This is a genomic window from Runella sp. (genome assembly GCF_027484545.1).
GTDB lineage: Bacteria > Bacteroidota > Bacteroidia > Cytophagales > Spirosomataceae > Runella.
This window is the reverse complement of the sequence record NZ_JAIXST010000280.1, coordinates 1-21,860: the sequence shown is the minus strand read 5'-3', so window position 1 is coordinate 21,860 and position 21,860 is coordinate 1. Positions and strand designations below refer to the sequence as shown.

24 protein-coding genes are annotated in these 21,860 nt (G+C 40.8%); 11 read left to right on the top strand and 13 right to left on the bottom strand.

Translation table 11 applies throughout. The features are described 5' to 3' along the window. Positions 1–123 precede the first annotated feature (123 nt). Together Q0081_RS25365 and Q0081_RS25360 are read left to right on the top strand one after the other, a co-directional pair. Positions 124–2,448: an OmpA family protein gene (locus tag Q0081_RS25365; protein ID WP_298360314.1), complete on the top strand. Its 2,325-nt coding sequence runs from the start codon at positions 124–126 to the stop codon at positions 2,446–2,448. Positions 2,449–2,646: 198 nt separating this feature from the next. Continuing rightward, entirely contained in the window at positions 2,647–3,141 is a 495-nt protein-coding gene (locus tag Q0081_RS25360; protein ID WP_298360312.1) for a dihydrofolate reductase, read from the top strand. A 120-nt stretch (positions 3,142–3,261) separates the two neighbouring features. Here Q0081_RS25360 and Q0081_RS25355 read toward each other — a convergent pair whose 3' ends face one another. After that, positions 3,262–4,596: an ATP-binding protein gene (locus Q0081_RS25355; RefSeq protein WP_298360310.1), complete on the bottom strand. Its 1,335-nt coding sequence runs from the start codon at positions 4,594–4,596 to the stop codon at positions 3,262–3,264. A gap of 162 nt (positions 4,597–4,758) precedes the next feature. Then, positions 4,759–5,526, bottom strand: coding sequence for an SDR family NAD(P)-dependent oxidoreductase (locus Q0081_RS25350; protein ID WP_298360308.1), 768 nt, complete (start codon positions 5,524–5,526; stop codon positions 4,759–4,761). A gap of 98 nt (positions 5,527–5,624) precedes the next feature. Here Q0081_RS25350 and Q0081_RS25345 point away from each other — a divergent pair, with 98 nt between their 5' ends. Next, entirely contained in the window at positions 5,625–6,458 is an 834-nt protein-coding gene (locus Q0081_RS25345; RefSeq protein ID WP_298360306.1) for a toxin-antitoxin system YwqK family antitoxin, read from the top strand. Between the two features lie 10 nt (positions 6,459–6,468). Here Q0081_RS25345 and Q0081_RS25340 read toward each other — a convergent pair whose 3' ends face one another. Next, entirely contained in the window at positions 6,469–7,770 is a 1,302-nt protein-coding gene (locus tag Q0081_RS25340) for a site-specific DNA-methyltransferase (protein WP_298360304.1), read from the bottom strand. Further along, positions 7,767–7,994, bottom strand: a complete 228-nt coding sequence (locus Q0081_RS25335; protein WP_298360302.1) for a hypothetical protein — start codon at positions 7,992–7,994, stop codon at positions 7,767–7,769. Before Q0081_RS25335 ends, Q0081_RS25340 begins: the two co-directional genes overlap by 4 nt. A gap of 75 nt (positions 7,995–8,069) precedes the next feature. Here Q0081_RS25335 and Q0081_RS25330 point away from each other — a divergent pair, with 75 nt between their 5' ends. Both Q0081_RS25330 and Q0081_RS25325 read left to right on the top strand, forming a co-directional pair. Continuing rightward, positions 8,070–8,297: a helix-turn-helix domain-containing protein gene (locus tag Q0081_RS25330; RefSeq protein ID WP_298360300.1), complete on the top strand. Its 228-nt coding sequence runs from the start codon at positions 8,070–8,072 to the stop codon at positions 8,295–8,297. After that, positions 8,287–8,883 (top strand): hypothetical protein, encoded by a 597-nt coding sequence (locus Q0081_RS25325; RefSeq protein ID WP_298360298.1) that lies wholly within the window; start codon positions 8,287–8,289, stop codon positions 8,881–8,883. The genes Q0081_RS25330 and Q0081_RS25325 overlap by 11 nt, the downstream gene beginning before the upstream one ends. A 25-nt stretch (positions 8,884–8,908) precedes the next feature. On the opposite strand, the gene Q0081_RS25320 is transcribed toward Q0081_RS25325, so the two are convergent. From Q0081_RS25320 to Q0081_RS25305, 4 genes are all read right to left on the bottom strand, one after another. Beyond that, a complete protein-coding gene (locus Q0081_RS25320) occupies positions 8,909–9,853 on the bottom strand; it encodes a DNA adenine methylase (RefSeq protein WP_298360296.1) in 945 nt (314 codons plus the stop codon). Positions 9,854–9,915: 62 nt separating this feature from the next. After that, the gene (locus Q0081_RS25315) at positions 9,916–10,524 is read right to left on the bottom strand and encodes a MutH/Sau3AI family endonuclease (RefSeq protein WP_298360294.1); all 609 of its coding nucleotides are present in this window, start codon (positions 10,522–10,524) and stop codon (positions 9,916–9,918) included. Positions 10,525–10,581: 57 nt separating this feature from the next. After that, positions 10,582–11,058, bottom strand: a complete 477-nt coding sequence (locus Q0081_RS25310; protein ID WP_298360292.1) for a nuclear transport factor 2 family protein — start codon at positions 11,056–11,058, stop codon at positions 10,582–10,584. Between the two features lie 286 nt (positions 11,059–11,344). Then, the gene (locus tag Q0081_RS25305) at positions 11,345–12,103 is read right to left on the bottom strand and encodes an SDR family NAD(P)-dependent oxidoreductase (RefSeq protein ID WP_298360290.1); all 759 of its coding nucleotides are present in this window, start codon (positions 12,101–12,103) and stop codon (positions 11,345–11,347) included. Between the two features lie 214 nt (positions 12,104–12,317). Here Q0081_RS25305 and Q0081_RS25300 point away from each other — a divergent pair, with 214 nt between their 5' ends. Continuing rightward, positions 12,318–12,458, top strand: a complete 141-nt coding sequence (locus Q0081_RS25300; RefSeq protein WP_298360288.1) for a hypothetical protein — start codon at positions 12,318–12,320, stop codon at positions 12,456–12,458. A 44-nt stretch (positions 12,459–12,502) separates the two neighbouring features. After that, the gene (locus tag Q0081_RS25295) at positions 12,503–14,197 is read left to right on the top strand and encodes a sodium:solute symporter (RefSeq protein WP_298360286.1); all 1,695 of its coding nucleotides are present in this window, start codon (positions 12,503–12,505) and stop codon (positions 14,195–14,197) included. Here the strand turns inward: Q0081_RS25295 and Q0081_RS25290 are convergent. After that, positions 14,194–15,162 carry a zinc dependent phospholipase C family protein gene (locus tag Q0081_RS25290; RefSeq protein WP_298360327.1) on the bottom strand — a complete coding sequence of 323 codons (969 nt, stop codon included), beginning with the start codon at positions 15,160–15,162 and terminating at the stop codon, positions 14,194–14,196. The genes Q0081_RS25295 and Q0081_RS25290 overlap by 4 nt on opposite strands. A 410-nt stretch (positions 15,163–15,572) precedes the next feature. Between Q0081_RS25290 and Q0081_RS25285 the strand changes: the two genes are divergently transcribed. After that, positions 15,573–15,971, top strand: a complete 399-nt coding sequence (locus tag Q0081_RS25285) for a Dabb family protein (protein WP_298360284.1) — start codon at positions 15,573–15,575, stop codon at positions 15,969–15,971. A gap of 78 nt (positions 15,972–16,049) precedes the next feature. Here the strand turns inward: Q0081_RS25285 and Q0081_RS25280 are convergent, their stop codons facing one another. Further along, the gene (locus tag Q0081_RS25280; protein ID WP_298360283.1) at positions 16,050–16,844 is read right to left on the bottom strand and encodes an anti-sigma factor; all 795 of its coding nucleotides are present in this window, start codon (positions 16,842–16,844) and stop codon (positions 16,050–16,052) included. Next, on the bottom strand, positions 16,841–17,380 hold the full coding sequence (locus Q0081_RS25275) for an RNA polymerase sigma factor (protein WP_298360281.1): 540 nt from the start codon (positions 17,378–17,380) through the stop codon (positions 16,841–16,843). Before Q0081_RS25275 ends, Q0081_RS25280 begins: the two co-directional genes overlap by 4 nt. 200 nt (positions 17,381–17,580) lie before the next feature. On the opposite strand from Q0081_RS25275, the gene Q0081_RS25270 reads away from it, so the two are divergent. Beyond that, positions 17,581–17,778 carry a hypothetical protein gene (locus Q0081_RS25270; protein WP_298360279.1) on the top strand — a complete coding sequence of 66 codons (198 nt, stop codon included), beginning with the start codon at positions 17,581–17,583 and terminating at the stop codon, positions 17,776–17,778. An 88-nt stretch (positions 17,779–17,866) separates the two neighbouring features. On the opposite strand, the gene Q0081_RS25265 is transcribed toward Q0081_RS25270, so the two are convergent. Continuing rightward, on the bottom strand, positions 17,867–19,087 hold the full coding sequence (locus tag Q0081_RS25265; protein ID WP_298360277.1) for a class I SAM-dependent rRNA methyltransferase: 1,221 nt from the start codon (positions 19,085–19,087) through the stop codon (positions 17,867–17,869). A 98-nt stretch (positions 19,088–19,185) separates the two neighbouring features. Here Q0081_RS25265 and Q0081_RS25260 point away from each other — a divergent pair, with 98 nt between their 5' ends. Continuing rightward, positions 19,186–20,025 carry a sugar phosphate isomerase/epimerase gene (locus Q0081_RS25260; protein ID WP_298360275.1) on the top strand — a complete coding sequence of 280 codons (840 nt, stop codon included), beginning with the start codon at positions 19,186–19,188 and terminating at the stop codon, positions 20,023–20,025. Positions 20,026–20,190: 165 nt separating this feature from the next. Here Q0081_RS25260 and Q0081_RS25255 read toward each other — a convergent pair whose 3' ends face one another. Continuing rightward, on the bottom strand, positions 20,191–20,517 hold the full coding sequence (locus tag Q0081_RS25255) for a helix-turn-helix domain-containing protein (protein WP_298360273.1): 327 nt from the start codon (positions 20,515–20,517) through the stop codon (positions 20,191–20,193). A gap of 76 nt (positions 20,518–20,593) precedes the next feature. Here Q0081_RS25255 and Q0081_RS25250 point away from each other — a divergent pair, with 76 nt between their 5' ends. Then, positions 20,594–21,712: an alkene reductase gene (locus Q0081_RS25250; RefSeq protein ID WP_298360271.1), complete on the top strand. Its 1,119-nt coding sequence runs from the start codon at positions 20,594–20,596 to the stop codon at positions 21,710–21,712. Positions 21,713–21,860 lie beyond the last annotated feature (148 nt).

Genomic DNA, 21,860 nt, shown 5'->3' with positions numbered 1-21,860 from the left:
ATATTTACACAACAAAAACATTCACTAATTCACAATTCGCCATTCGCTCATTGACTTTGGCATAGTATTTGGTATACAGTCAAGTAGAATCCTATTTTCCTGCTACTGTAACACTTTTATACAATGAGAACCGTAGTTAAAATAGCGTTGGGATTTGCTCTAACCCTAATAACGCTAAATCTATTTGCCCAGAGTGCCCGACTTCGATCGGCCAACCGGGCTTTCGATGATTACAGCTACGCCGATGCCGTGCGTGGCTACGAGGATTTTTTGCGAACTGACAAAAAAACAGATCCTGTTGAACGCAAAGAAGCCCTGGAAAAGTTGGCGTACAGCTATCGTCGCCTTCAAGACACCCGCAATGCCGAACGAGTGTACGGAGAATTGGTCGAAAACTTCACAGATGCCGACAGCCGTAACTTCCTGTATTATGCACAGGCATTGGCAAGCAACGGGAAGTACCGCGAATCACAACGCATGTACAGCAAGTATGCCGAATCACAATCGGCTGATTTACGGGGACGAAAGTTTACCGTAACGTACATGGACATGAACCGTTTTTACAAAGACTCGACCATGTACCGCGTAGAATACCTGCCCGTCAACTCCCGACAAGCTGATTTTAGCCCGATGTACTACAAAGGTGGATTGGTTTTTGTTTCGGCACGTGCCGAATCAGGCGTAATCAAACGAGTCTTCAACTGGAACCAGACTCCATTTTTAGATTTATACTTTGCGCCCGATACCTCTGCCCTCAAAGGCATTAAAGAGGTGTATCGAAACCCAACGGCCTCCCTTGGTGGCGCTACTTCCCGTGAAGGGAATTCGAGCATACTTCCCAGCACCGCCCCTGAAGAAGACCTGCCGTTGCCTACCACAAAAGCCGAAAAATTTAGCCGTACGTTGAATACTAAATATCACGAAGGACCCGCTACGTTTTTTAAAGACTTCTCGAAAGTTATTTTTACGAGAAACAACTACAACAGCGGCAAATCGAGAAAAAGCAACGACGGTATCAATAAATTGAAATTATTCATTGCCGACCAAAAAGGCAAAGATTGGGGTAACGTAAAAGAATTACCTTTCAATAATAACGACTTCTCCTGCGGTCACCCTGCCCTGTCACCCGACGATGCCAAACTTTATTTTGTTTCCGACATGCCAGGAGGTTATGGTGGAACCGATGTCTATGTGGTTGAATATAACGGTGGACAATGGGGAACTCCTGTCAACTTAGGAAAAGAAATCAATACAGAGGGCAACGAAATGTTTCCTTTCATAGATGGAAGCGGAAACCTCTATTTTGCTTCTGACGGCCACGAAGGTTTAGGCGGACTGGATATTTTTTATGCCGAACTCAAAGACAGAATTGCGTACAAAGGCGTACAGAACCTCGGCGCTCCCGTCAATTCGGAAAAAGATGACTTTGGCCTTATCACTGACAAAGACCGAGGAACGGGATATTTTAGCTCCAACCGCGTAAAAGGAGTCTCTGACGACAACATTTACAGTTTCCGTCGTACTTGTCGCCCACTCGAAATTTTAGTGTTAGATGCCAAAACCGGTTCGCCCATCGAAGGTGCTGACGTAAGAATTGTCAAAAACGGCTCTAACCAGGACATTCAGCAAACGGGCATGGATGGCACCACAAAAATATGTTTAGAAGCGCAAACAGAATATGACTTCAAAGCCATAAAAGAAGGGTACGCTACCAACGATGTACTTTTCTCGACCATGACGCAATCGTCGAAGCCGCAAATGAGTGTATCTATTTACCTCAACAAAAGCGAAGGCACGATATTGCGCGGCACTGTAAAACGCGAAGTAAACCAAGCGCCGCAGGAAGGGGTAAAAGTAACCCTTCGCGACGAAAAAACGGGCAAAGAAAAGACGGTCGTAACAGGAACCGACGGCGGCTATGAGTTTGAGGTCGACCCTAATCGTAACTACGCCCTGCGTGCCGAAGGTGATGAATTGGCTACCAACGAACAGGCCATTGGAAAGAATAAAAAGAATAAAAAGAAAGTAGTAGAAAGCGATTTGAGCATGTACGGCACAGGGGATGTATTTACCCTCGACAACATCTACTACGATTTGGATAAGTTTTTCATCCGCCCCGAAGCGGCCAGAGAATTGGACAAAGTAGTGGAATTGATGAAAAAATATCCTGGAATGCAAATTGAATTGCGGTCATTTACCGACAGCCGCGCCAGTGATACCTACAACCTCCGTTTATCGGAACGCCGCGCAAGAGCTGCTTTTGATTATTTGATACGCAAAGGCATTACCCCTTCCCGTTTGGAAGCAAGAGGGTATGGAGAATCAGAATTGGTCAACGATTGCAACGATGGAGCAAACTGTGAAGAAGCTGAACACCGTCTCAACCGCCGCACCGAATTTAAAATCCTGGCTGTTAAAGGAGCTGGAGAAGAATTAACGGGAAGATAAAACAGTCCGCAGTTTACAGTTACGGGTCCCGCAGCGGCCGGGGCCGTGCGGCAGTTTTAGATAGAGAAATAGTTTAAGTAAGTGTTAGGAAGTATAGGAAAGCAGACAGCGGGGCAACAAAAGCCTCGCTGTTTTGTTTTTAATGTAGCTAAAATTCATTCACTCATTCACCATTCGCACATTCTCTCATTATAAATAATGCGTATTTCATTAATCGCCGCCATGTCCGAAAATCGGATGATTGGCAATAAAAGCCGCCTACCATGGCCTTCCCTGCCCAATGATTGGGCTAATTTTTTTAAAGTAACCGAAGGTTGTCGGATGATTATGGGGCGAAAAAGCTACGATACCCCCGACCGCTTATCGTCGAAGGTTGGAAATTTTGTCATTACTCGGCAAGCCGATTTTCCATTGGAAGAAGGATTTACGCGGGCAAGCAGTCTGGAAGACGCCTTAGAGCATTGCAAAAATGATAAAGAAGTTTTTGTGATTGGAGGGGAAGAAATTTTTCGTCAGGCATTGCCGCTGGCCGATTGTATTCATTTAACGTTAGTTCACGGGATTTTTGAAGGAGATGCCCATTTTCCCGAATTTCCCAAAGAAGACTACGAACTGAAAAGTCGGCAGGATTTTCCCACCGACGAGCAACATGCGTTTGCTTATTCTTTTTTGGTCTATGAGCGGATTAGTTAGAAAACATTAATTTCTTCATTACAATGACACTATTAATGTTTTTTAGTTAATTATTTGACGTTTATTACTGCATAAGTTTCTTCAATCCCCTATCCCAAGCTGCTTCATGAGTTGCCCTGTTTATTGATTTTTGTTTTCAAGATTTTCCCGTAAAGTCGAAACGGCATACAAGGGATACACCCAAATAGAAGGATATTCCGAAAAGTTTTCTAGGGAAAGCCGAATACCCAAGTTTCTATTCTTTTCTTTCAAAAACTGAAACATACTTTGCATCGCTCCTTTATTGGATGCCTTTATTTCAAGGGGTAAAATAGATTCCCCCTGTTGGATTACATAGTCAATTTCGGCATTGGCATTAACACTTTCTCTGTGCCAATAATAGAGATTTTCAGTTTGCAGCGGACTGCCATACTTCAGCCATTCCAGACCTGCAAACATTTCGGCAATCGCTCCTTTGTTAATGGCTTCAAAATCATTTTGTGCCATTAGAGCTCCCACATTTAAGCCCAATACCCTTTGAAACAGACCCGTATCAAGCAAAATCAGTTTCCGTTTTCTATCATCAGCTTCTGCTCCTAACGGAATTCCATTCGCCGACGTATGCGTAACAGGAATAACCAGCCCTGCCATAATCAGCAATTGAACAGCTTCTTTGATTTGGAATAAACTCGCCTGTGTAGCCGCTTTTGTAAAAACAAACTTCCCGCCCGTTTGCTGAATAACCGATTCAAAAACTTCCGAAATTCGCAGGGGAGGAACGCGTTTTTTGTATTTTGAAAAATCGGATTGAATAGAAATCAGCAAATCGTCCAATACCGATTGTACGCCCAATAAATCTCCGTCATCAGCATAGTGAGCAACGGCTTCCGGCATACCGCCTATGATGAGAAATTTTTTGAAATAATCAATTAATTTTTGGTGAAATGGCAAAGCAATCGGTCGCTTGGCATTCGCCGCTTTTTTTAGGGCGATAAGTTTATGCTCGCCCATACTTCCCAAAAACTCATCAAAAGAAAGAGGATAAACAAACACTGAACGCACTCGCCCCACACCAAAGGAAGGAAGTTGCTCTAAGGCAAATTCTAACAATGAACCTGCCGAAATTAAATGCAAGTCCGGAAACTTTTCATAAAAAAAACGCAAAGACGAAATTGCCGGCAAACAGGCATGTATCTCATCAAAAAACAAGAGTGTTTTACCGGCAACGATGGGCGTTGTGAAATAAAGTGATAGATTTTCACAAATGACTTTGGGAGATAAATCACCATTAAAAAAGGCTTTAACTTCTATCTGTTCCTCAAAGTTGATTTCAATATAATGTTCAAAATGCTTGGCAAGTTCCTGTACAGCAGTAGATTTACCAACTTGCCTTGCTCCCCTGAGCATTAATGGCTTTCTTTTTTTCTGATTTTTCCAATCAAGCAATACTTGGTCTATTTTCCTTGAAATATGCACTTATGTATTTTTTAGTACCCGAAAATTTAGCTCAAATATAAAAAACAGTACTCGAAAAAACCATGAAAATACATTTTTTAGGCATCGAAAGCTTAAGTACAGCAAAAAACGCCCAATGCTCTCTATCATTATCTCGATGACGCTGAGCATTGAGTACCAACTCTATATCGTCGTTCCGCCATCTACCGTATAAATACCTCCTGTGCAATAACCCGAGGCATCGGAGGCCAAATACAAAACCAACGAAGCCACTTCTTCCACCGTTCCCATGCGGGCAATGGGCAATCGTTTGGTAAAATGGGCTAACGTTTTTTCATCTTTCCACAGCGCCTGACTGAATTTAGTTTTAATCAACCCGGGCGCAATGGCATTGACCCGAATGCCGTCTTCTCCCCATTCTTTGGCAAAAACTTTGGTCAACATATTGATGGCCGCTTTGCTAACACTGTAAATTCCCAGTCCCGGGTCGGGGGTTTCTCCCGCAATGCTGCTGATGTTGATTATACTTCCGCCTCCGCGCATTTTCATAACGGGATGCACCATTTTACAAAGCTGAAAAGGAGCTTTCACGTTGATATCCATGATTTTATCGTAGGCGCTGTCGGGACAATCTACCGTTGGACCGTAGTAGGGATTGGCGGCAGCGTTGTTGACCAAAATATCAATCCCCCCATACATTTCAACCGTTTTTTCAAAAAGGTGTTTGGTTTGGACTTCATCTCCCATGCGGGCTTCGATGGCGGTGACTTCGCCTCCTGATTGACGAATATCATTGGCGAGCTCGTCCAAATCCGCTTGCCGACGGCTGCTGATGACTACTTTGGCGCCAAACTGGGCAAAATAACGAGCAATTTGCTCACCGATTCCTTTACTTGCGCCCGTGATGAGAGCTACTTTACCTGACAAATTAAAAAGTTGATTTTCGGACATACCGTTTGTTCTTTTGAGGGTTTTGAAAAAATAGCGTATTTTAACCGTAATTTAACCAATAACGGAATCGCTTACGGGTTTATGCTGAACAAAAAAAAATGAGTCGCTGTTCTACTCATACCAAGCCGGATGAAGCAATGAAAACAGTTTTTTTACTGTCGTTTTTTTTAGGGTGGAGCCAGTGTCTATTGGCCCAAAAAGATAAGCTATGGCGTTCGGATGTACGGCAGGAATTAGCAAATTATGATCAAGTCATCACGTTTCACGATAAGAAAAAACGCTTTGCAACGGTTAAAATCATTGACAAAGCAGGAGTGTTACGCAACGAAGCCAATTTCAAAGATGAAATGAAACATGGCTATGAGCAATTTTTCTATCCTGACGGCGGCCTTTACTGGAAATCAGATTACCGTGACAATGTTCAAAACGGAATTTTTATGGTATACTATCCCGATGGCTCACTGAAACGGAAAGAAAAATACCGAAATGGATTCCGAAAAGAAGGCTATTGCTACGATTCGCTGGGTAATACCACCGCTTACTATCCTTTCAAAACTCAACCCGAATTTAAGGATGGACTGTATTCGTTGCAACGGTATTTTCGGGACAAATGGCCAAGTTCATTACGTGGAAACTTAGCCGGCTGGACGTTTTTAGAAATGAATCTTATCATTGGCACCGATAGCCTTGCTCGGGTGGGTTCACTCAAAGCAGAGGACTTTGAACACCGAAAAGCCCTGGCAAGTGCGGTTAAAACCATGCCCAAATGGACTCCCGGCACTTTTGACGGACAAGTCAGTGAAACCAATTATAGAGTTTCTCTCGTATTAACCCCGGAAGGGCTCTATTTAACGGAGTTAATGAATAGCCGAAGAGGCATCGCTCCCCCTAATTCTCCTAACGGCAGCAACCGGCACTATTCTCCACGATAAAACCCATTCTTCACGCTACGCCCACTGCAGTAATTGATTTCAGTACGTTCTCCCACGTAGCGAGAGCAGGTAAATACTGCTGAAATAATTTACGGTTTTTCTCGTCTATCTTTTCAAAAAGAACAGATAGGTTAATAACGCCTTTTAAGGTTTCAGACTCTTCAAATGAGTCCTTTAACGTTACTTCATAATAAAATTCAGTTTCTGAATTTTCCTTTCCCTTAATGTCAGACTTATGTTTTAATTCAACAGATTGAATATCAGCCATTAATCCAGTAAATTGGTTGGGTCTACCACGCCCTCCTGAATAAAGGATAAGTTTTTGGGCTTCTAAAATACCAATAGGAAATTCTTTAACCTTATTATTGCCTTCTATGGCATGAAAATAAAAGACAGTGCTTGATTTTGATTTTTTTACATTATCTGAACGACAAAAACCAAGTGCGACTTTAATTCCGGTATCAGAAATTTCCTGATGAACAAATGTAGAAAACTGTTCTTTAGTGATGAAGCCAGCAATCTTTTGTCGGTAAAGTTCTGCTGTTTTTTCATTTTCTATCTCCTGCTTCCTCTTTATACTTATTTCTAAAAACTCTGTTTCTTGGTCAATCCCTAAAAAACGCCTGTTGGCAAGATTGGCTGCAATTCCTGTTGTGCTACTTCCCGAAAAGGGGTCAAGAATCCACGCATTAGGCTTGGTAGAAGCTAAAATTAGTCGAGTTAAAACCGATAAGGGTTTTTGAGTTGGGTGCTTTCCACATGATTTTTCCCAAGGTGCAATGGCTGGCAATTTCCAAACATCCTTCATTTGTTTATCGTCATTCAGTTCTTTCATTAAATCATAATTGAAATAATGAGGTACTTTCTCATGTTTTCTTGCCCAAATAATTTGTTCGGATGAATGGGTAAAAAAACGACACGAAAAGTTTGGCGGAGGATTGGTTTTCTCCCAAGTGATAACATTCAGTATCTTAAAACCCAATTCTGTTAAAATTTGACCAACTGAAAAAATGTTGTGCATTGTGCCACTAATCCAAATAGTAGCATCATCTTTCATTTTTTCACGCACTAAGGAAAGCCATTTCCTATTAAAATCGTTTACGTAGTCAAAGCCATGAGATTTATCCCAAGCCCCTTTGTTGACACTAACTATTTTTCCACTTTGGATGGATAGACCATTGTTGGATAAAAAATAGGGTGGGTCAGCAAATACCATATCAAATTGATGATCGAATTGAGGCAAAAGCTCCATTGTATCACCATGAAGTAGGTATAAATTTTTGTCGAGAGATTTATAGTAAGGGTCAATCATTCTTCTAACATATCAGCTAAAAACTGTAACAATTTTTTCACGTTATGATAACCTTCCACAAAACCATGCTTTTCACAATTATCAGGTATACAAAGGGTTACCTCTTTCAAATCATTATCAGTAGCAAATATCCGAAGTGTATCTACTAAGAGCGATAGTTTGAGCCTTACCTCAGGTTTGTACATACTATTTGCAATTATAGTAAGTGCTTCTTCGTGATTCATTTGTATTAAATTATATTTACACAAAGGTAAAAGAAAAACTCAAAAAAACACACAATAAGTGTCTTTTTTATTTTTATGGAAGATATTATACAAAAATTCGGTAAGAGAATTAAGGAATTGAGGAAAGAGAGAAATTGGACACAAGACGAGTTCTCAAAAATCTCTGGGTTTCATAAAAATTATATCGGTATGATCGAACGGGGAGAGCGTAATCCTTCCCTTAAAAATATAGAGACTTTTGCGCAGGCCTTTAAAATTACTATTTCTAATTTAACAAATAATATTGAAGAAAATGGAATTTAATACGATGTATGAAATTGTGAAATCACTTCCTTTTGGTGAATATCAAACTGTTTATAAAGAAGGTGAAAATGCAATAAAATTATTTAGGCCTATTAAGAAATTTAAGAATTATAATCCAATTAAAAATTTTCAAATTTTTATTAATGATGGAGCAAGGTTTTTCCGACCTAACCATTTAAGAATAATGATAGATCTTCATCTTCGTGTAAGATCAAGGCCAGAGCTAAAAAATGAATTATTGAAAGCTTTCGATGCTATTTTCTATCAGCAAGATCCTGATGAGGTTTTAGATAAACTTTCAAATGAAAAATTTGAACACAACTTAAATAATATCAAGTTGATCGGAAATTTAAGTCAACTATTTATTATTGAACAGGATTATAATTACACTGCCGAAAGTAAATACGATCCATGCACTTTATTTTATCAAGGTTGGGTACGGCAGAGCATAGATAGTTCAAAAGAAATTGATAATTTAGTAATGAGTATTTGTAGTAGGCAACCGCCAGCTACAAAATATACCTCTTTTGAAAATAAAAAACAAAAAAAATACAGCCCTGACAATTTACCACCTTATTATCAATAAACAGGGATTTTTTGTACCCAAATTGCTATAATAGAGCAAATTCCAGGCTTAATTCTGAATTAAACTTATAATTTGTAATCAGTAATTCATTAAGTTCTCCTCTCTTATCAGGATTAGCATTTATACTTCTTTTTGCTTTTACCCTTGCAATAGAAAATTCAGAGTAGATTTCATCAAAAAAATCATCATTAATATCCTTCCCTTTAACATCTGAATTACTTAAAATCCAATGATGTCCGAGAGTATTTAATTTAGCACAAAAGTCTCTTAAACGTATTTGTTCTTCATCATTAAATTCATCCTTTGCATAAGAATTAAAACTTGACGTTTGGCTTAAAGGTTTATATGGCGGATCGAAGTAAAAGAAAGAATTAAGTCCAGCTAAAGGTAATACGTTTTCATAATCACCACATAAAATTTCAACTTTTTGCAAAGCATTACTGACTGCCATCAGATTTGGTTTATCACAAATTGTTGGTTTCTTATAACTTCCTATCGGAACATTATTAGCATTACTCCTATTGACACGATAAAGCCCGTTAAAACAAGTTCGATTTAAAAATATAAACAAGGCCGCCTGTGTACTTTTTTCACCTTTCCTTGCGTTATATTGTTCTCTCTTTTGATAGTAATAGGCTTGCTTTTGTTCTTGTAAATCATCCAATTCATGAAATTCCTTCTGAAATATCTCCAAAAGAGAAATTAATTCCTTCGGTTGCGAAGCAATAACCCTATAAGTATTGATTAAATCCGCATTTACATCGTTGATAACTGCTTTTTCTAAGTTGGGAAAGCTATCCAATACCCAAAACAAAACGGCACCGCTTCCTACAAAAGGCTCAAGATAAGTAAACTTTGAGTTCTTTATTTTAGGAGGAATTAATTTTCGAATGTCAGCAATAAGTTTTGTTTTACCACCTGCCCATTTTAAGAATGGCTTAGCTGTTTTATCTTCTGCGAATAAGTTCATAAATCTTTAAATCTCTTTTCAAATTTGCATCTACAAAAGGCAAACTCCTGTTTATCAAAGTTTTAAATTTGTACTATTTCTTTTATCAGTGCTTTCCTTGCATAAAATGCCCTGCTGATTGAACCGTGACCTGCACCCTTTGTTCTTGCTTGAATCCATTTACCATCTTTTCCAGTGAGAGCAGTAAAGCCTTGCTCTGCACATTTTTGTCTAATAAACTCATAATCAGCTTGAATCTCTGCGATTATTTTGCCGTCTTCAAGAAAATCAAAAGATTGAATTTTAAGTAATTCAGATTTTGAATTATGATTACCATTCCAAGTTACTGCACAAAATATAATTGATTTCAGTTTTTCCCAACAATGGCTCTGAAAAAATGGAGTTTCAATTAATGTTTTCGGATTTATCATTGTGATGGCCATTGTTTCTCTCGGAACCCAAATTCCTTTAACCTGATAAAATGCCGTTGATTTCAATTCAAAACCAAGTCCATTCGGTGCTTGTTTATTGTCATTAGACAGTCCTGCAAGGCGCTCAAGTGTAAGCCCTTTCCAACCTTTATTCTGTTTTTCTTCCACAAACGTTGTTATCCCAAATTCTTTAGAAAGCTCCCCTAAATCTAATCCAATATACTGCTCAAGATTGCGAATTGCTATTACTCTTGTGACCATTACAAATTACATACTTTTAAGATTTACGCCTTTATTTTCTAATATCTCATGCTTCTTTCACTGAGCTGATTTACCTGCAATAAACTTTTTCAATCCCGCAGCGGCTTGGGCCTGCACTTTCTCTTCCAAAAAACGGCTCCATCCAAAAAGCATCCCCGTTATTCCCAAGGCTTGAGATGACCATTTGTAAAAGCTGAACGTATCGTCGTGGCGGGAAATCAAGTCGTCTCTAAACAAAAACTCTGCGTGTATCACATTATGGACCCGACGCCCCGTCCCCGAAAACGTGTACGTAGCTTCCCAATCGCAACTGCCGCGACGATAGTCGGCTTCTACATTTTTGAAGGTAATGGTCAAGCCTTTCCCGCGCGTAAGAAGCATTTCCCACATCAGTCCCGCGTCAGGGCCTTTTAGCTTGGGAAAAACAGGGTCTGAAAATCGTACGTCGGGATGATAGCATTGCTGCATGGTACGAAAATCTTTTTGCTGAAAAGCCGTATAAAAACGCTCAATAAGGGCTTGATTCGGGTGCATTTCTGAATGGTTTTGGGGTTGAGAGTTGGGGCGGGGCCGCCCGTGCAGTTTGGGGTTTGGGAATAACTAATACACTATTTAATTAATTTTTTTATGATTTACCCGCAGATTTACGCTGATTCTAATAACCGCAGATAGAAGCAGATTTTGGGTGATTAATTCTGTTAATAAGCATATCTGTATCAATCAGCGATGTATTTTAATCTGCGTTTGTCTGCGGGATAAAAAATATCACAATACTTTTTAAACAAGGTACTAACCGTAAACTGCAAACGTATAAACTGCCTTAAGTAGTCATCAGCCCGCCGTCCAATACAAGCGTGTGGCCGGTCATGAACGAAGATGCGGAAGAAGCTGCGTACACAATGGCGTCAGCAATTTCTTCGGGCTTTCCGAAACGTTTCATTGGAATCGCATTTTGAAGCGCATCCAAATAATTGGTATCGTCGTTGACCATCGCGGATTCGAGCATTGGGGTAAGTGTAAACGAAGGACAAACGGCATTGATTCGAATTCCGTGTTTGGCATATTCTACCGCCGCCGAACGGGTCATTCCCACTACGGCGTGTTTGCTGGCCGAATATCCAATGTGACCTGCAAAAGCATTGAGCCCGGCCACCGAAGCCAAGTTAACGATATTACCACTCTTTTTACTCAAAAAATGGGGCAATACCGCCTGCATACAATTAAAAAGTCCAATGACGTTGACTTCCAACACTTTTTTAAACTCTTCGACCGGATAACGCTCCGTACGTGCGCGTGGTCCTAAGATACCGGCACTGTTGACCAGAACGTGAATTCCATCAAATCGTTGTATGCATTCCGCAATCATGCGCTCTACATCTTCCGCATCGGAGACGTCTATCCGGGCAAATGCGGCCTCTGTTCCCGTTTTTTCCAGTTCTTCCACCAGCTCATCGCCCGCTTTTTCGGATAAGTCGGCCAGAAAAACCTTGGCACCTTCCTGCGCAAATTTGAAGGCCGCAGCGCGCCCAATGCCGGAGCAACCACCTGTAATAAGTACTACTTGATCTTTAAATGACATTTTGGAAAAGTAGGTTGAATAATGAGTTTAGAACACAAATAAAATTTAATTGAATCATTGTTTACTACGTTCTAATCAACTTTTTTGACTTTCTGTGCAATGATACACGTAAGCTATGAGAATAGACGTAATTTTACGGCACGCATTTTGGTTATTTTTTTGATGTAAAACAAATTTATCCACCAAGAGCCGCCTAAACCTGAAAATTAAAACTATGTCAGTGCCGGAACCCGAAAACGAACAGGAAGGACTTCCTCCCTTTATCAAAACTTGGCCACAAATGTACGCCATTGTCATTGGTACGCTATTTGTACTGATGTTGTTATTTTACGCCATGATGCGCTATTTTGCCTGAACCATTCCCATTCACCCTAACTTTAACCATTAACCTCTTCCCTAATGAGTCTTATTGACTGGACTGTACTGGTAGGTACTCTTGCATTTATTGTCATTTATGGCGTTTATCGTAGCCGAGGCAAACAAAACATGGATGATTATCTCATTGCCGGTCAGTCACTTCCCTGGTACCATGTATGTTTTTCGGTCATGGCCACGCAGGCAAGCGCCATCACATTTTTATCAGCTCCCGGGCAGGGCTTTGCCGATGGAATGCGTTTTGTCCAATTTTACTTTGGACTTCCGCTCGCCATGGTAGTTTTGAGCATTACCTTCGTCCCTATCTTTCACCGACTCAAAGTCTTCACCGCCTACGAATACCTCGAAACTCGCTTCGATGCACGCGTCAGGATGTTCACCGTAGCACTTTTTTTATTATCCCGCGGACTCTCCACCGGACTTTCTATCTACGCACCTTCCATTATTTTGGCGACTATTTTGGGTTGGGACCTTACTTGGACCAATATTTTGATGGGTTCATTGGTACTTATTTATACCGTTTCGGGTGGTACAAAGGCCATTTCGCACACCCATTTACAACAGATGATTATCGTGACGGTGGCTATGTGTGTGGCAGGCTATATGGTGGTACATTTGTTACCTGCCGACGTGGGATTTGTGGATGCCCTCAAAATTGCGGGAAAAGCAGGACGACTCAATACCATTGATTTTCATTTTGACCCCAATAGCCGTTACAATATATGGTCAGGACTGATTGGCGGTTTCTTTTTACAACTCTCCTATTTCGGGACGGACCAATCGCAGGTGGGGCGGTATTTGACGGGAGAATCCATCGGTCAAAGCCGCTTAGGACTGATGATGAATGGATTGCTGAAAATCCCGATGCAGTTTTTGATTTTATTGGTAGGGGTCTTGGTTTTTGTCTATTATCAATACAATCCATCGCCGTTATTTTTCAATAAAGTAGAAACTGACAAGCTCAAAAACAGTGAATACGCCGCCGATTATCAATCGCTTGAACAAAAACACATCGCCTCCGTCCAAAATCAGCAGGTAGCAGTCAACGGATTGGCAAAAGCGATGGATGAGGGCCACGAAGAGGAAGTAAAACGCTGGCAGGCTTCGCTCAAAGAATCGGACGAGACCCAAAAATCGCTCAAAAAGGATGCCGTTGCTCTGATTAAAAAGAATAACCCAACGGCTGATACCAGCGATGTAAACTACGTTTTTTTACGATTTGTCCTGGACCGCCTGCCCATTGGATTGATTGGCTTGCTCATTGCCGTCATTTTCAGTGCTTCCATGGGCTCTATTGCAGCCGCTTACAATTCATTGGCTTCTACGACAGTCGTGGATATTTATAAACGAATGGTTCGAAAAGATGCTTCTGAAAGTCATTATTTAATGGCTTCACGCCTTTCAACCATCGGCTGGGGTATATTCTGCATCATTGTGGCCCAGTATGCGAGCAAATTGGGAAGCATGATTGAAGCGGTAAATATTTTAGGCTCCCTGTTTTACGGGGTTATTTTAGGCATATTTTTAGTAGCCTTTTATTTTAAAAGCATTGGCGGGAAAGCCACGTTTTGGGGGTCAGTCGTTGCTGAAATCGGAGTAGTACTGTGTTGGTGGTTTGACCTAACGGCCTTTCTTTGGCTGAATGTTATTGGTTGTTTATTGGTAATTGGCTTTGCCCGGATTGCGCAATCATTTGTCAACCGTTCAAGCGCCGCTTAATTCTCTCCTTCCGCGCGAATTTTGAAGAGCCGTTTGAGCCAGCTTTGCTTTTCGGCTTCTTCTTCCTTTTGGGCTTGCTCATCCAAGGAGGAAGACGCTAACGCTGCCAAATCAGGCTGCCCCGCGTCTACCCAACAGGTAAACCAAAAATCACCCACCATTTTGACCGAAGCACGCATTTGTCGCTCTACTTGCTGATTGAGCATTTGGTGATAGCGCTGCGAAAACTCCCGCGAATACGTTTTCATAATGACCCCGTTTCGGTCTTCGAGTACGTATTTCTGTTCGGGCTTCATTCTCAGAGACAATTCCCGTTCAAAGCGTAAGACACTGTCCAACGCTGAATTGGCTTGCCGCACCGCTTTCCAGGCACGAAGGGCTACTCTTTCTTCATAGGCAGCCGCTCCCACAAACATATCATATTCTTCGGCAAAAAGCTCCGTAACTCTCGATTCCCAAAACGCATGAATCCCTTCCTGACCCGAAAGTTGGCCGTTATAATTCCGAGTGGTATGAAGCGGCACGTTGGCATCGGCAATGTAATGACCCAAATCAGCCGCCACGCGTAAGATTCGACGGGCATTTTTTTGACGAAAAGCTTCCGTTAATTGAAACTTGTACTGCTGAATTGCCCACGGCACAGTACCGTTAAGCGCGAGCGTATCTTCTCCGTAGCGTTTTACGGCATCACTCCAATAAAAAGGCAATTTGTACAACGCGCTGTCACCGTAAGCTTCGGTATCAATGTAATGACGCGGCGCCTCTCCCACCACCGCATACCGCCGCTTGTCGGGATTGACCGCATTTTCGGTTAAGTAGTCAATGTGTTTTTTAAAAAAGGACTGCATTTCAGGCGGCAGGGTAAAGGCCGCCAAACGATTAATGCGCTGATGTGCCCAAAATCCCCACTTAATTTCCCTCCCAAAGACGAAAACAGGCACCAAAATCAGAAGAATGCCAAAAATATTTTTTTGAAATACCTTATTTATACCCCAAAATTCAACGGACTTACCAAATATAATTTGGTTGGAGCATTTTTTATGTTTTTGCAATATTCTTATCATTAACCTTAAAAAATAGATTTAGTACCTTATTTATTCGTGAAATAGCAAAAATTTGGTTTATAGTAATGGTTACTTAGGTATAAAAACCGTTAAAGATTGAATAATTATACTTAAAACTACTTATATCAGGCACATAATCATGTTTTGCGCTGACTCTTAGGTGCCTAATTTGATTTGGCAAAAGTAGGTTTTTTCAAAATTATTACAATTTTTTATAAAAAAAATACAATTTTAAAATACATTTATTAATTTTGCATCGTATTCAAAAAATCAATTTGTTAATCAGCAATCGTTAAATACAATTTATTATCATGAACAAGAAAAAAATCATCGGCTATATGAAACCCGTCTTCGCCCTGTGTGTATTTATGCTCATCATTTATGGAGCTTACACACCGAGCCAAAATGCAGAAATTCAAAAAATTGTCTGTATCAAATTTAAAGCAGGCACTTCGACTGCTGACGTAGAACGTCACATGAACGAGTTTGCACAGTTGAGACGCGAAATCCATCAAATGGTAGCTTATTCAGGTGGCAAAACATTGAGTGTTGACGGCAAATCTGACTATGATGCCATGCATTATTTGACTTTCCGTACAAAAGAGGATATCACTACTTTCCAGAACCACCCTAAGTACCAAGAGTTTGTAAAAAACAATCAGGCGATTTGGGACAAAGAATTGGTAATTGATGCCAATATTCTAAAGTAAGAAATAAAATCAGTTAAGGTCAATAAAAAAGACGCTGCCGTAAAGCAGCGTCTTTTTTATTGACCTTATAGTATGGAATTAACCCGCTACTTTTCCCATCACGTACAATTCTTCCAAATGAGGCGTTGGGCTTCCCCCTTTCTTTTCCAATGTCACCGCAAAAGCCTCCGCTTGTGGAATCGCCTTCATTTTCTGCATGGCATTATTCACATCAAATACACCCAAATCTACGGGTTTCCCGCCTACCAATGCCCATAGTTGATATTGCTTGGCAGCATCCGGAGCAGGCAACGAAAGGACATTTAACTGTACTTCCTGCGTTTTGGTATTCCAAACTACCCGTACAGCGCTATTTGGCGACTTTTCTACCCCTTTCAAGGTCACAAACTGATTGTCTGCATTGTTAATGTTGGCAATCAGTTCCGTTTTTTGTCTGAGTTCGTCAGCCTGTTGGGCAAGTGTTCCGTTGAGGGTTTCCACCCGAGCATTGAAATAGACAGCAGTCCCAATCAATGCCACCACCGAAGCAGCCGCCAGCCATCCAAATTGAAAAGAAGGTTGACGCGAGTTAAGGGCAATCACCGGTGTCTCATCCGTTTCCGACTCTTCTGACTCCTCCGTTTGAGCAGTCTCAGGAAGTTCATCAGCAAATTCCAATTGCGCCATAATCTTATCTTTGAGCGCAGTAGGGGGCGCAACCCGATGCGCAAACGCATGGCGTTCTATTGCTTCTCCAAGTAGGTTAAGCTCCGTTTTAATCTCAGGGTAAATTTTGGAAAGACATTCTACCTCTCTACGCTCCTGCTCAGAAACGTTGCCCGAAAGATAGTCTTCCAAAACACCTGACTCGATATATTCTTTAATATTAATCATGTACCAAAAAATTTTCTTAAATCTCTTAGAGCACTTCGCACACGGGTTTTGACCGTACCCAGCGGCATTTCAAGCCGTTGGGCGGCTTCTTCGTGCGTGTAGCCTCCCCAATATACTATTTCAATCAGCGTTTGCTGCTCCGGTTTGAGCTGTGATACTACTTCACGCAGCTCCTTGGCGTCCAGTTCGTTATAAATCGTTTGATTTGCTTCTACCACATATACGGCAGAATCAATGTCTTGGATTTCGGGACGATTCACACGCAGATAATCAATTGAAGTATTGCGTGCTATATTAAGCATCCACGTAAATAAACGCCCTTTTCCTACATCATACTGGGCGATGTTCTTCCAAATTTTCACGAAGATTTCCTGCAACAAATCCTGAGCCGTTTCTTCTGTGCGAACTACCTTCAGTACTACCCCATACAGTGCATCGGAATAATTATCGTATAGGTAATTGAATGCCTTGCGATCTTGCCTTCGCAGCATATCAACCAGTTCGCCCTCGTCGTATTTAGGCAATTTTACTCCCATAAAAAGCAGTTAGAGTCTTTCAACATTTTTTAAAGTATATACAGTAATGAAATGAGAATGGATTGTCAAAGTATCAGATTACTTAGTTACTCAACTTGGTAAAAACTCTTTATGTTCGACTGCAATATCAAAAAAAAATTAACCGACGAAATCTATTTTGAAAGCTCTTCCCGTAAGTACGAGTAAAACATCTAACGTCCATGAAAAAGACCCTTCTTAAAACAATTAAAGTCGCAGGCTACTCTTTATTGGGGATTTTTTCGGCTTTTGTGGTTTACGCGAACTTAGAGCCTGCTCCCATTCATGCGTATGTAAAGCCCACCAGCATGACCATTTTAAAAGTGGATGGATTAACGTCTGAAAAACAGGCCAATGATTGTCAATCAATAATAAATTAAAATAAGTAGTAAGAGGGCGGAGTTCGCTCCGCAAGGGTTGGGCAGTTGAGTGTAACGACAGAGTCTTAAAGGCCCTGTCGTTCTTTTTTTATTCCACCCACAGCACCAATCCTTTCAAATAACTTCCTTCGGGATGAAATAGATTCACCGGGTGATCGGGAGGTTGGGTAATTTGGTGCAAAACGCGTACCTGTCGTCCCGCTTCAATCGCTGCCGCTACGATGGTATTGTAAAACAGTTCTCTGTCAACGACTTGTGAACACGAAAAAGTAAACAGAATCCCGTTGGGTTTCAAGTGTTTGATCCCTTCGGCGTTGAGTCGTTTGTATCCCTGTACCGCACGGTGACGAGCCGACATACTTTTAGCATAAGCAGGCGGGTCAAGCACCATGACATCGTAAGTACCTGTGGTTTCTTTTAAAAATTTCATCACGTCTTCTGCATACGATTGATGCGGAGCTCCTTCGCCAAAATTGGCTTCTACGTTTCGGTTGGTCAATTCAATGGCTTTTTTGGAAGCATCCACCGAATCCACTGAGGTGGCTCCCGCCTCCAGCGCATAAATCGAAAAGCCGCCTGAATAACAAAAGGCATTCAGGACGTTCCTTCCCGCTGCATATTTTGACAACAGTTGGCGATTATCGCATTGGTCTAAGAAAAAACCCGTTTTTTGCCCCGTTTCCCAATCAATCAGAAAAGTATGCCCATTTTCTTTGACAGGATGCGGCACGGCACATTGGCCATATAGGTAACCATTGGGCACTGATTTGGCAAATTCATCGGGGAGTGTTTCCGCACTTTTATTGTAAATCGCCTTCAATTCCTCTCCGTATAACTCCCGCAAAGCCAGCGTCAACTCATCCAACACGCGATACATGCCAATCGAATGCGCCTGCATCACCAAAACTCCGTCATAATAATCAATAATCAACCCGGGAAGCCCATCGCCTTCACCGTGAACTAAGCGATAGCAATTAGTGGCGTTTGAAGTGTCGAGTTCAGAATGGTGAATGTCGAATGTACCTTTCAGAATTTGTTGGCGTACGGTAAGGGCTTTTTGGAGTTTTTGCTTCCAAAAGGCGACATCGGGGACTATTTGTTCGTAACTAAAGAGCTTTACGGCAATATTTCCGTTATGAAAATGACCCGTAGCCAAGTATTGCCCGCGGCTATCGCATACTTCAACGATTTCACCATCAGCCGTTTGGCCTTTTACGCGGGCAATAGCCCCCGAAAATACCCACGGATGGAAACGGCGAACAGCTTCGTCACGGTTGGGTTTGAGAAAAATTTGTGGGAAAGAATACACAGGTATAATATTAAATAGTTAGGCAAAAATACTCACCTATGTGCAAGTAGAAAGCACAATTTTCGTTTTTTTCCTGAAAACAAACCTCCAATACACAAATGAACCGTCGTGATTTTATCAAACAGTCTGCTTTATTGAGCGCAGGCGCTATTTTAACCCCGAGCCTTTTTACAGAAGCCAAGTCCATCAAAAAGTTTGGGGTACAGCTGTACAGTGTGCGTGATTTGATGCCCAAAGATGCCAAAGGAACCATGAAAAAGTTGGCCGAAATGGGCTATACCCAATTTGAAAGCTACGGCGGTCCCGATTTTCTGTGGGGAATGGCCCCTAAAGAATGTAAGACGTTCTTGGGCGATATGGGCGTAAAAATGGTGAGTACGCACTTCGATATGAACAAGGATTTGGACAAAAACATCGAGCGCGGTGCCGAAGCGGGCCTAAAATACATGCTTTGCCCGTACTTGGGCCCTCAAAAAACATTGGATGCGTGGAAACAAAAAGCGGATCTTTTCAACCAGGTAGGTGAAAAAGTAACTAAAGCAGGTATGAAATTTGGCTACCACAACCACGATTACTCCTTCAAACCGCTGGAGGGGCAAATTCCTCACGAATTACTTTTGGCCAATACCGACCCCAAATACGTTATGTTTGAATTGGACCTTTGCTGGATTGTAGCTGCCGGACAGGATACTGTAGCTCACCTTGAAAAATACGGAAAACGCTACGAACTCGTCCACATCAAGGACATGGTAAAAGACAACAACGGCAAAGTAACTCAAAAGGATTTGGGAAAAGGTTCGATAGATTTTGCGACCATTCTCAAAGCAGCCAAAAAAGCAGGCGTAAAATACTACCTCGTTGAGCAGGAAGAATACCCAGGACCTTCTATTGAAAGCCTAAAAGTAGATGCGGATTGGATGAAAAAAGTTTCGATTTAAAAGTAAAATGGCTGCCGGGGATGATTATCCGGCAGCCATTTTTATGACGCTTAAACGCCTTACCTATTTTGTAGTGCTTATGCCATATCTAAAGAGAAAACAGAAAACGATACACTGAAAATCAATTAGTTGACTACAAACACAATGAAGCCAGCCCAAAAGAATTCAGCCGGCAAATTCTTGCCCCCAACTGTACAATGACCTAATACTCGGCAGTAATTTTTCACCTTTGACAGTAAGAGTATATTCAACGGTTGGCGGAACAGTTGCGAAAACTTCTCTTGTTATAATTCCATTAGCTTCCATATTTTTCAACTCCTTGACCAACATTCTTGTATTGATTCCTTCAATACTTCTTCCTATTTCTTTGAAACGCATTTTGCCTTTTGACAAAATATAAATGATGGGCATTGCCCATTTTCCGCCTATAATATCCAAAACATCTTTTAATGTGCAGTTTTTTTCAGAAACACTTATTTTATTTTTCACCATAACTTATTGATTTTATTCATTGCTGTACATTCGGTTACTACTGTACATTAGTGTAACTACTTTCAAAAGTAAAGTAATGAAAGTACGTTTGCAACTTAATTTTTTAAAAGTAAAAAAAATGAAATTATTAGAATCTACAAAAGTGGGCAATAAGACACTTAAAAACAGTATGGTAATGGCTCCCATGACACGTTCTCGTGCCAATAGTAACGGTATTGTAGGAGACACTACAGTATTGTATTATACTCAACGAGTGAGTGCAGGTTTAATCATCAGCGAAGCTATAAATATTTCTCAACAAGCCATCGGAAGCCCTCTTACACCAGGCATTTATACTCCTGAACAAATTGCTGCCTGGAAAAAAGTTACACAGGCTGTTCACGAAAAAGGAGGTATTATTTATGCTCAACTTTGGCACACGGGACGTGTTGGTCATTCACTTGTAAAAAACGGGAAACAACCTGTTGCTCCATCAGCTATTGAAATCAAAGAGCAACAGCATTTTACTATGGAAGGAATGAAAGATTATGAAACTCCAAGAGCATTAAATACAAAAGAAGTAATCAACATTGTTCAAGATTATAAACAAGCAGCTGTAAATGCAATAGAAGCAGGTTTTGACGGGGTTGAACTACATGCCGCATTTGGCTATTTGCCTAATCAGTTTTTAGCGGAAAGTGCAAATCAAAGAGATGACCAATATGGGGGAAGTAACGAAAATCGTAACCGCTTTGTATTAGAAATAATGCAGGAAATGATTAAGGCGATTGGCCGTGACAAGGTGGCTATCCGCTTATCACCAACAAGCATTTACAACAACATTATTCATCAAAACCCTATAGAACAATTTACCTCTTTAATAAATGAACTGAATAAGTTGCCGTTGGCATATATACATTTAATGAAAGTTCCTTTTCCAATTGACAAATTCCCAAATTATCCGGTTAATACAATCGAAACATTTGGAAAACTAACGCAACATACAGTTATTGCTAATTGTGGTTACACTAAAGAAACAGGTGAAGCAGAATTAGAAAAAGGGATTGCAAAACTCATTTCTTACGGTTCTTTATTTTTAGCAAACCCTGATTTACCAAAACGATTTGAATTGAATACTGAGTTAAACGAACCTAACAGAGCCACTATGTATGGAGGGAAAGACGAAGGTTATACTGATTATCCTTTTTTAAACTAAAAATAAAAGTTTCACATTTAAGTAGTTAAGCAAAAGTTTCCGAGTTTTTATATTTTTGTATCATGATGCAAAAAAAATATGTCACATTAAGTGAGGAAGAACAAAAACAATTACAAGATTTAGTTCGCAATAGTCCTAATCATCGAAT

Excerpts from the sequence above, each read along its gene's own strand:
- Q0081_RS25365 (WP_298360314.1), top strand. The coding sequence starts at position 124 with ATGAGAACCGTAGTTAAAATAGCGTTGGGATTTGCTCTAACCCTAATA.
- Q0081_RS25360 (WP_298360312.1), top strand. The coding sequence starts at position 2,647 with ATGCGTATTTCATTAATCGCCGCCATGTCCGAAAATCGGATGATTGGC.
- Q0081_RS25350 (WP_298360308.1), bottom strand. The coding sequence starts at position 5,526 with ATGTCCGAAAATCAACTTTTTAATTTGTCAGGTAAAGTAGCTCTCATC.
- Q0081_RS25345 (WP_298360306.1), top strand. The coding sequence starts at position 5,625 with ATGAGTCGCTGTTCTACTCATACCAAGCCGGATGAAGCAATGAAAACA.
- Q0081_RS25340 (WP_298360304.1), bottom strand. The coding sequence starts at position 7,770 with ATGATTGACCCTTACTATAAATCTCTCGACAAAAATTTATACCTACTT.
- Q0081_RS25335 (WP_298360302.1), bottom strand. The coding sequence starts at position 7,994 with ATGAATCACGAAGAAGCACTTACTATAATTGCAAATAGTATGTACAAA.
- Q0081_RS25330 (WP_298360300.1), top strand. The coding sequence starts at position 8,070 with ATGGAAGATATTATACAAAAATTCGGTAAGAGAATTAAGGAATTGAGG.
- Q0081_RS25325 (WP_298360298.1), top strand. The coding sequence starts at position 8,287 with ATGGAATTTAATACGATGTATGAAATTGTGAAATCACTTCCTTTTGGT.
- Q0081_RS25320 (WP_298360296.1), bottom strand. The coding sequence starts at position 9,853 with ATGAACTTATTCGCAGAAGATAAAACAGCTAAGCCATTCTTAAAATGG.
- Q0081_RS25315 (WP_298360294.1), bottom strand. The coding sequence starts at position 10,524 with ATGGTCACAAGAGTAATAGCAATTCGCAATCTTGAGCAGTATATTGGA.
- Q0081_RS25310 (WP_298360292.1), bottom strand. The coding sequence starts at position 11,058 with ATGCACCCGAATCAAGCCCTTATTGAGCGTTTTTATACGGCTTTTCAG.
- Q0081_RS25305 (WP_298360290.1), bottom strand. The coding sequence starts at position 12,103 with ATGTCATTTAAAGATCAAGTAGTACTTATTACAGGTGGTTGCTCCGGC.
- Q0081_RS25300 (WP_298360288.1), top strand. The coding sequence starts at position 12,318 with ATGTCAGTGCCGGAACCCGAAAACGAACAGGAAGGACTTCCTCCCTTT.
- Q0081_RS25295 (WP_298360286.1), top strand. The coding sequence starts at position 12,503 with ATGAGTCTTATTGACTGGACTGTACTGGTAGGTACTCTTGCATTTATT.
- Q0081_RS25285 (WP_298360284.1), top strand. The coding sequence starts at position 15,573 with ATGAACAAGAAAAAAATCATCGGCTATATGAAACCCGTCTTCGCCCTG.
- Q0081_RS25280 (WP_298360283.1), bottom strand. The coding sequence starts at position 16,844 with ATGATTAATATTAAAGAATATATCGAGTCAGGTGTTTTGGAAGACTAT.
- Q0081_RS25275 (WP_298360281.1), bottom strand. The coding sequence starts at position 17,380 with ATGGGAGTAAAATTGCCTAAATACGACGAGGGCGAACTGGTTGATATG.
- Q0081_RS25270 (WP_298360279.1), top strand. The coding sequence starts at position 17,581 with ATGAAAAAGACCCTTCTTAAAACAATTAAAGTCGCAGGCTACTCTTTA.
- Q0081_RS25260 (WP_298360275.1), top strand. The coding sequence starts at position 19,186 with ATGAACCGTCGTGATTTTATCAAACAGTCTGCTTTATTGAGCGCAGGC.
- Q0081_RS25255 (WP_298360273.1), bottom strand. The coding sequence starts at position 20,517 with ATGGTGAAAAATAAAATAAGTGTTTCTGAAAAAAACTGCACATTAAAA.
- Q0081_RS25250 (WP_298360271.1), top strand. The coding sequence starts at position 20,594 with ATGAAAGTACGTTTGCAACTTAATTTTTTAAAAGTAAAAAAAATGAAA.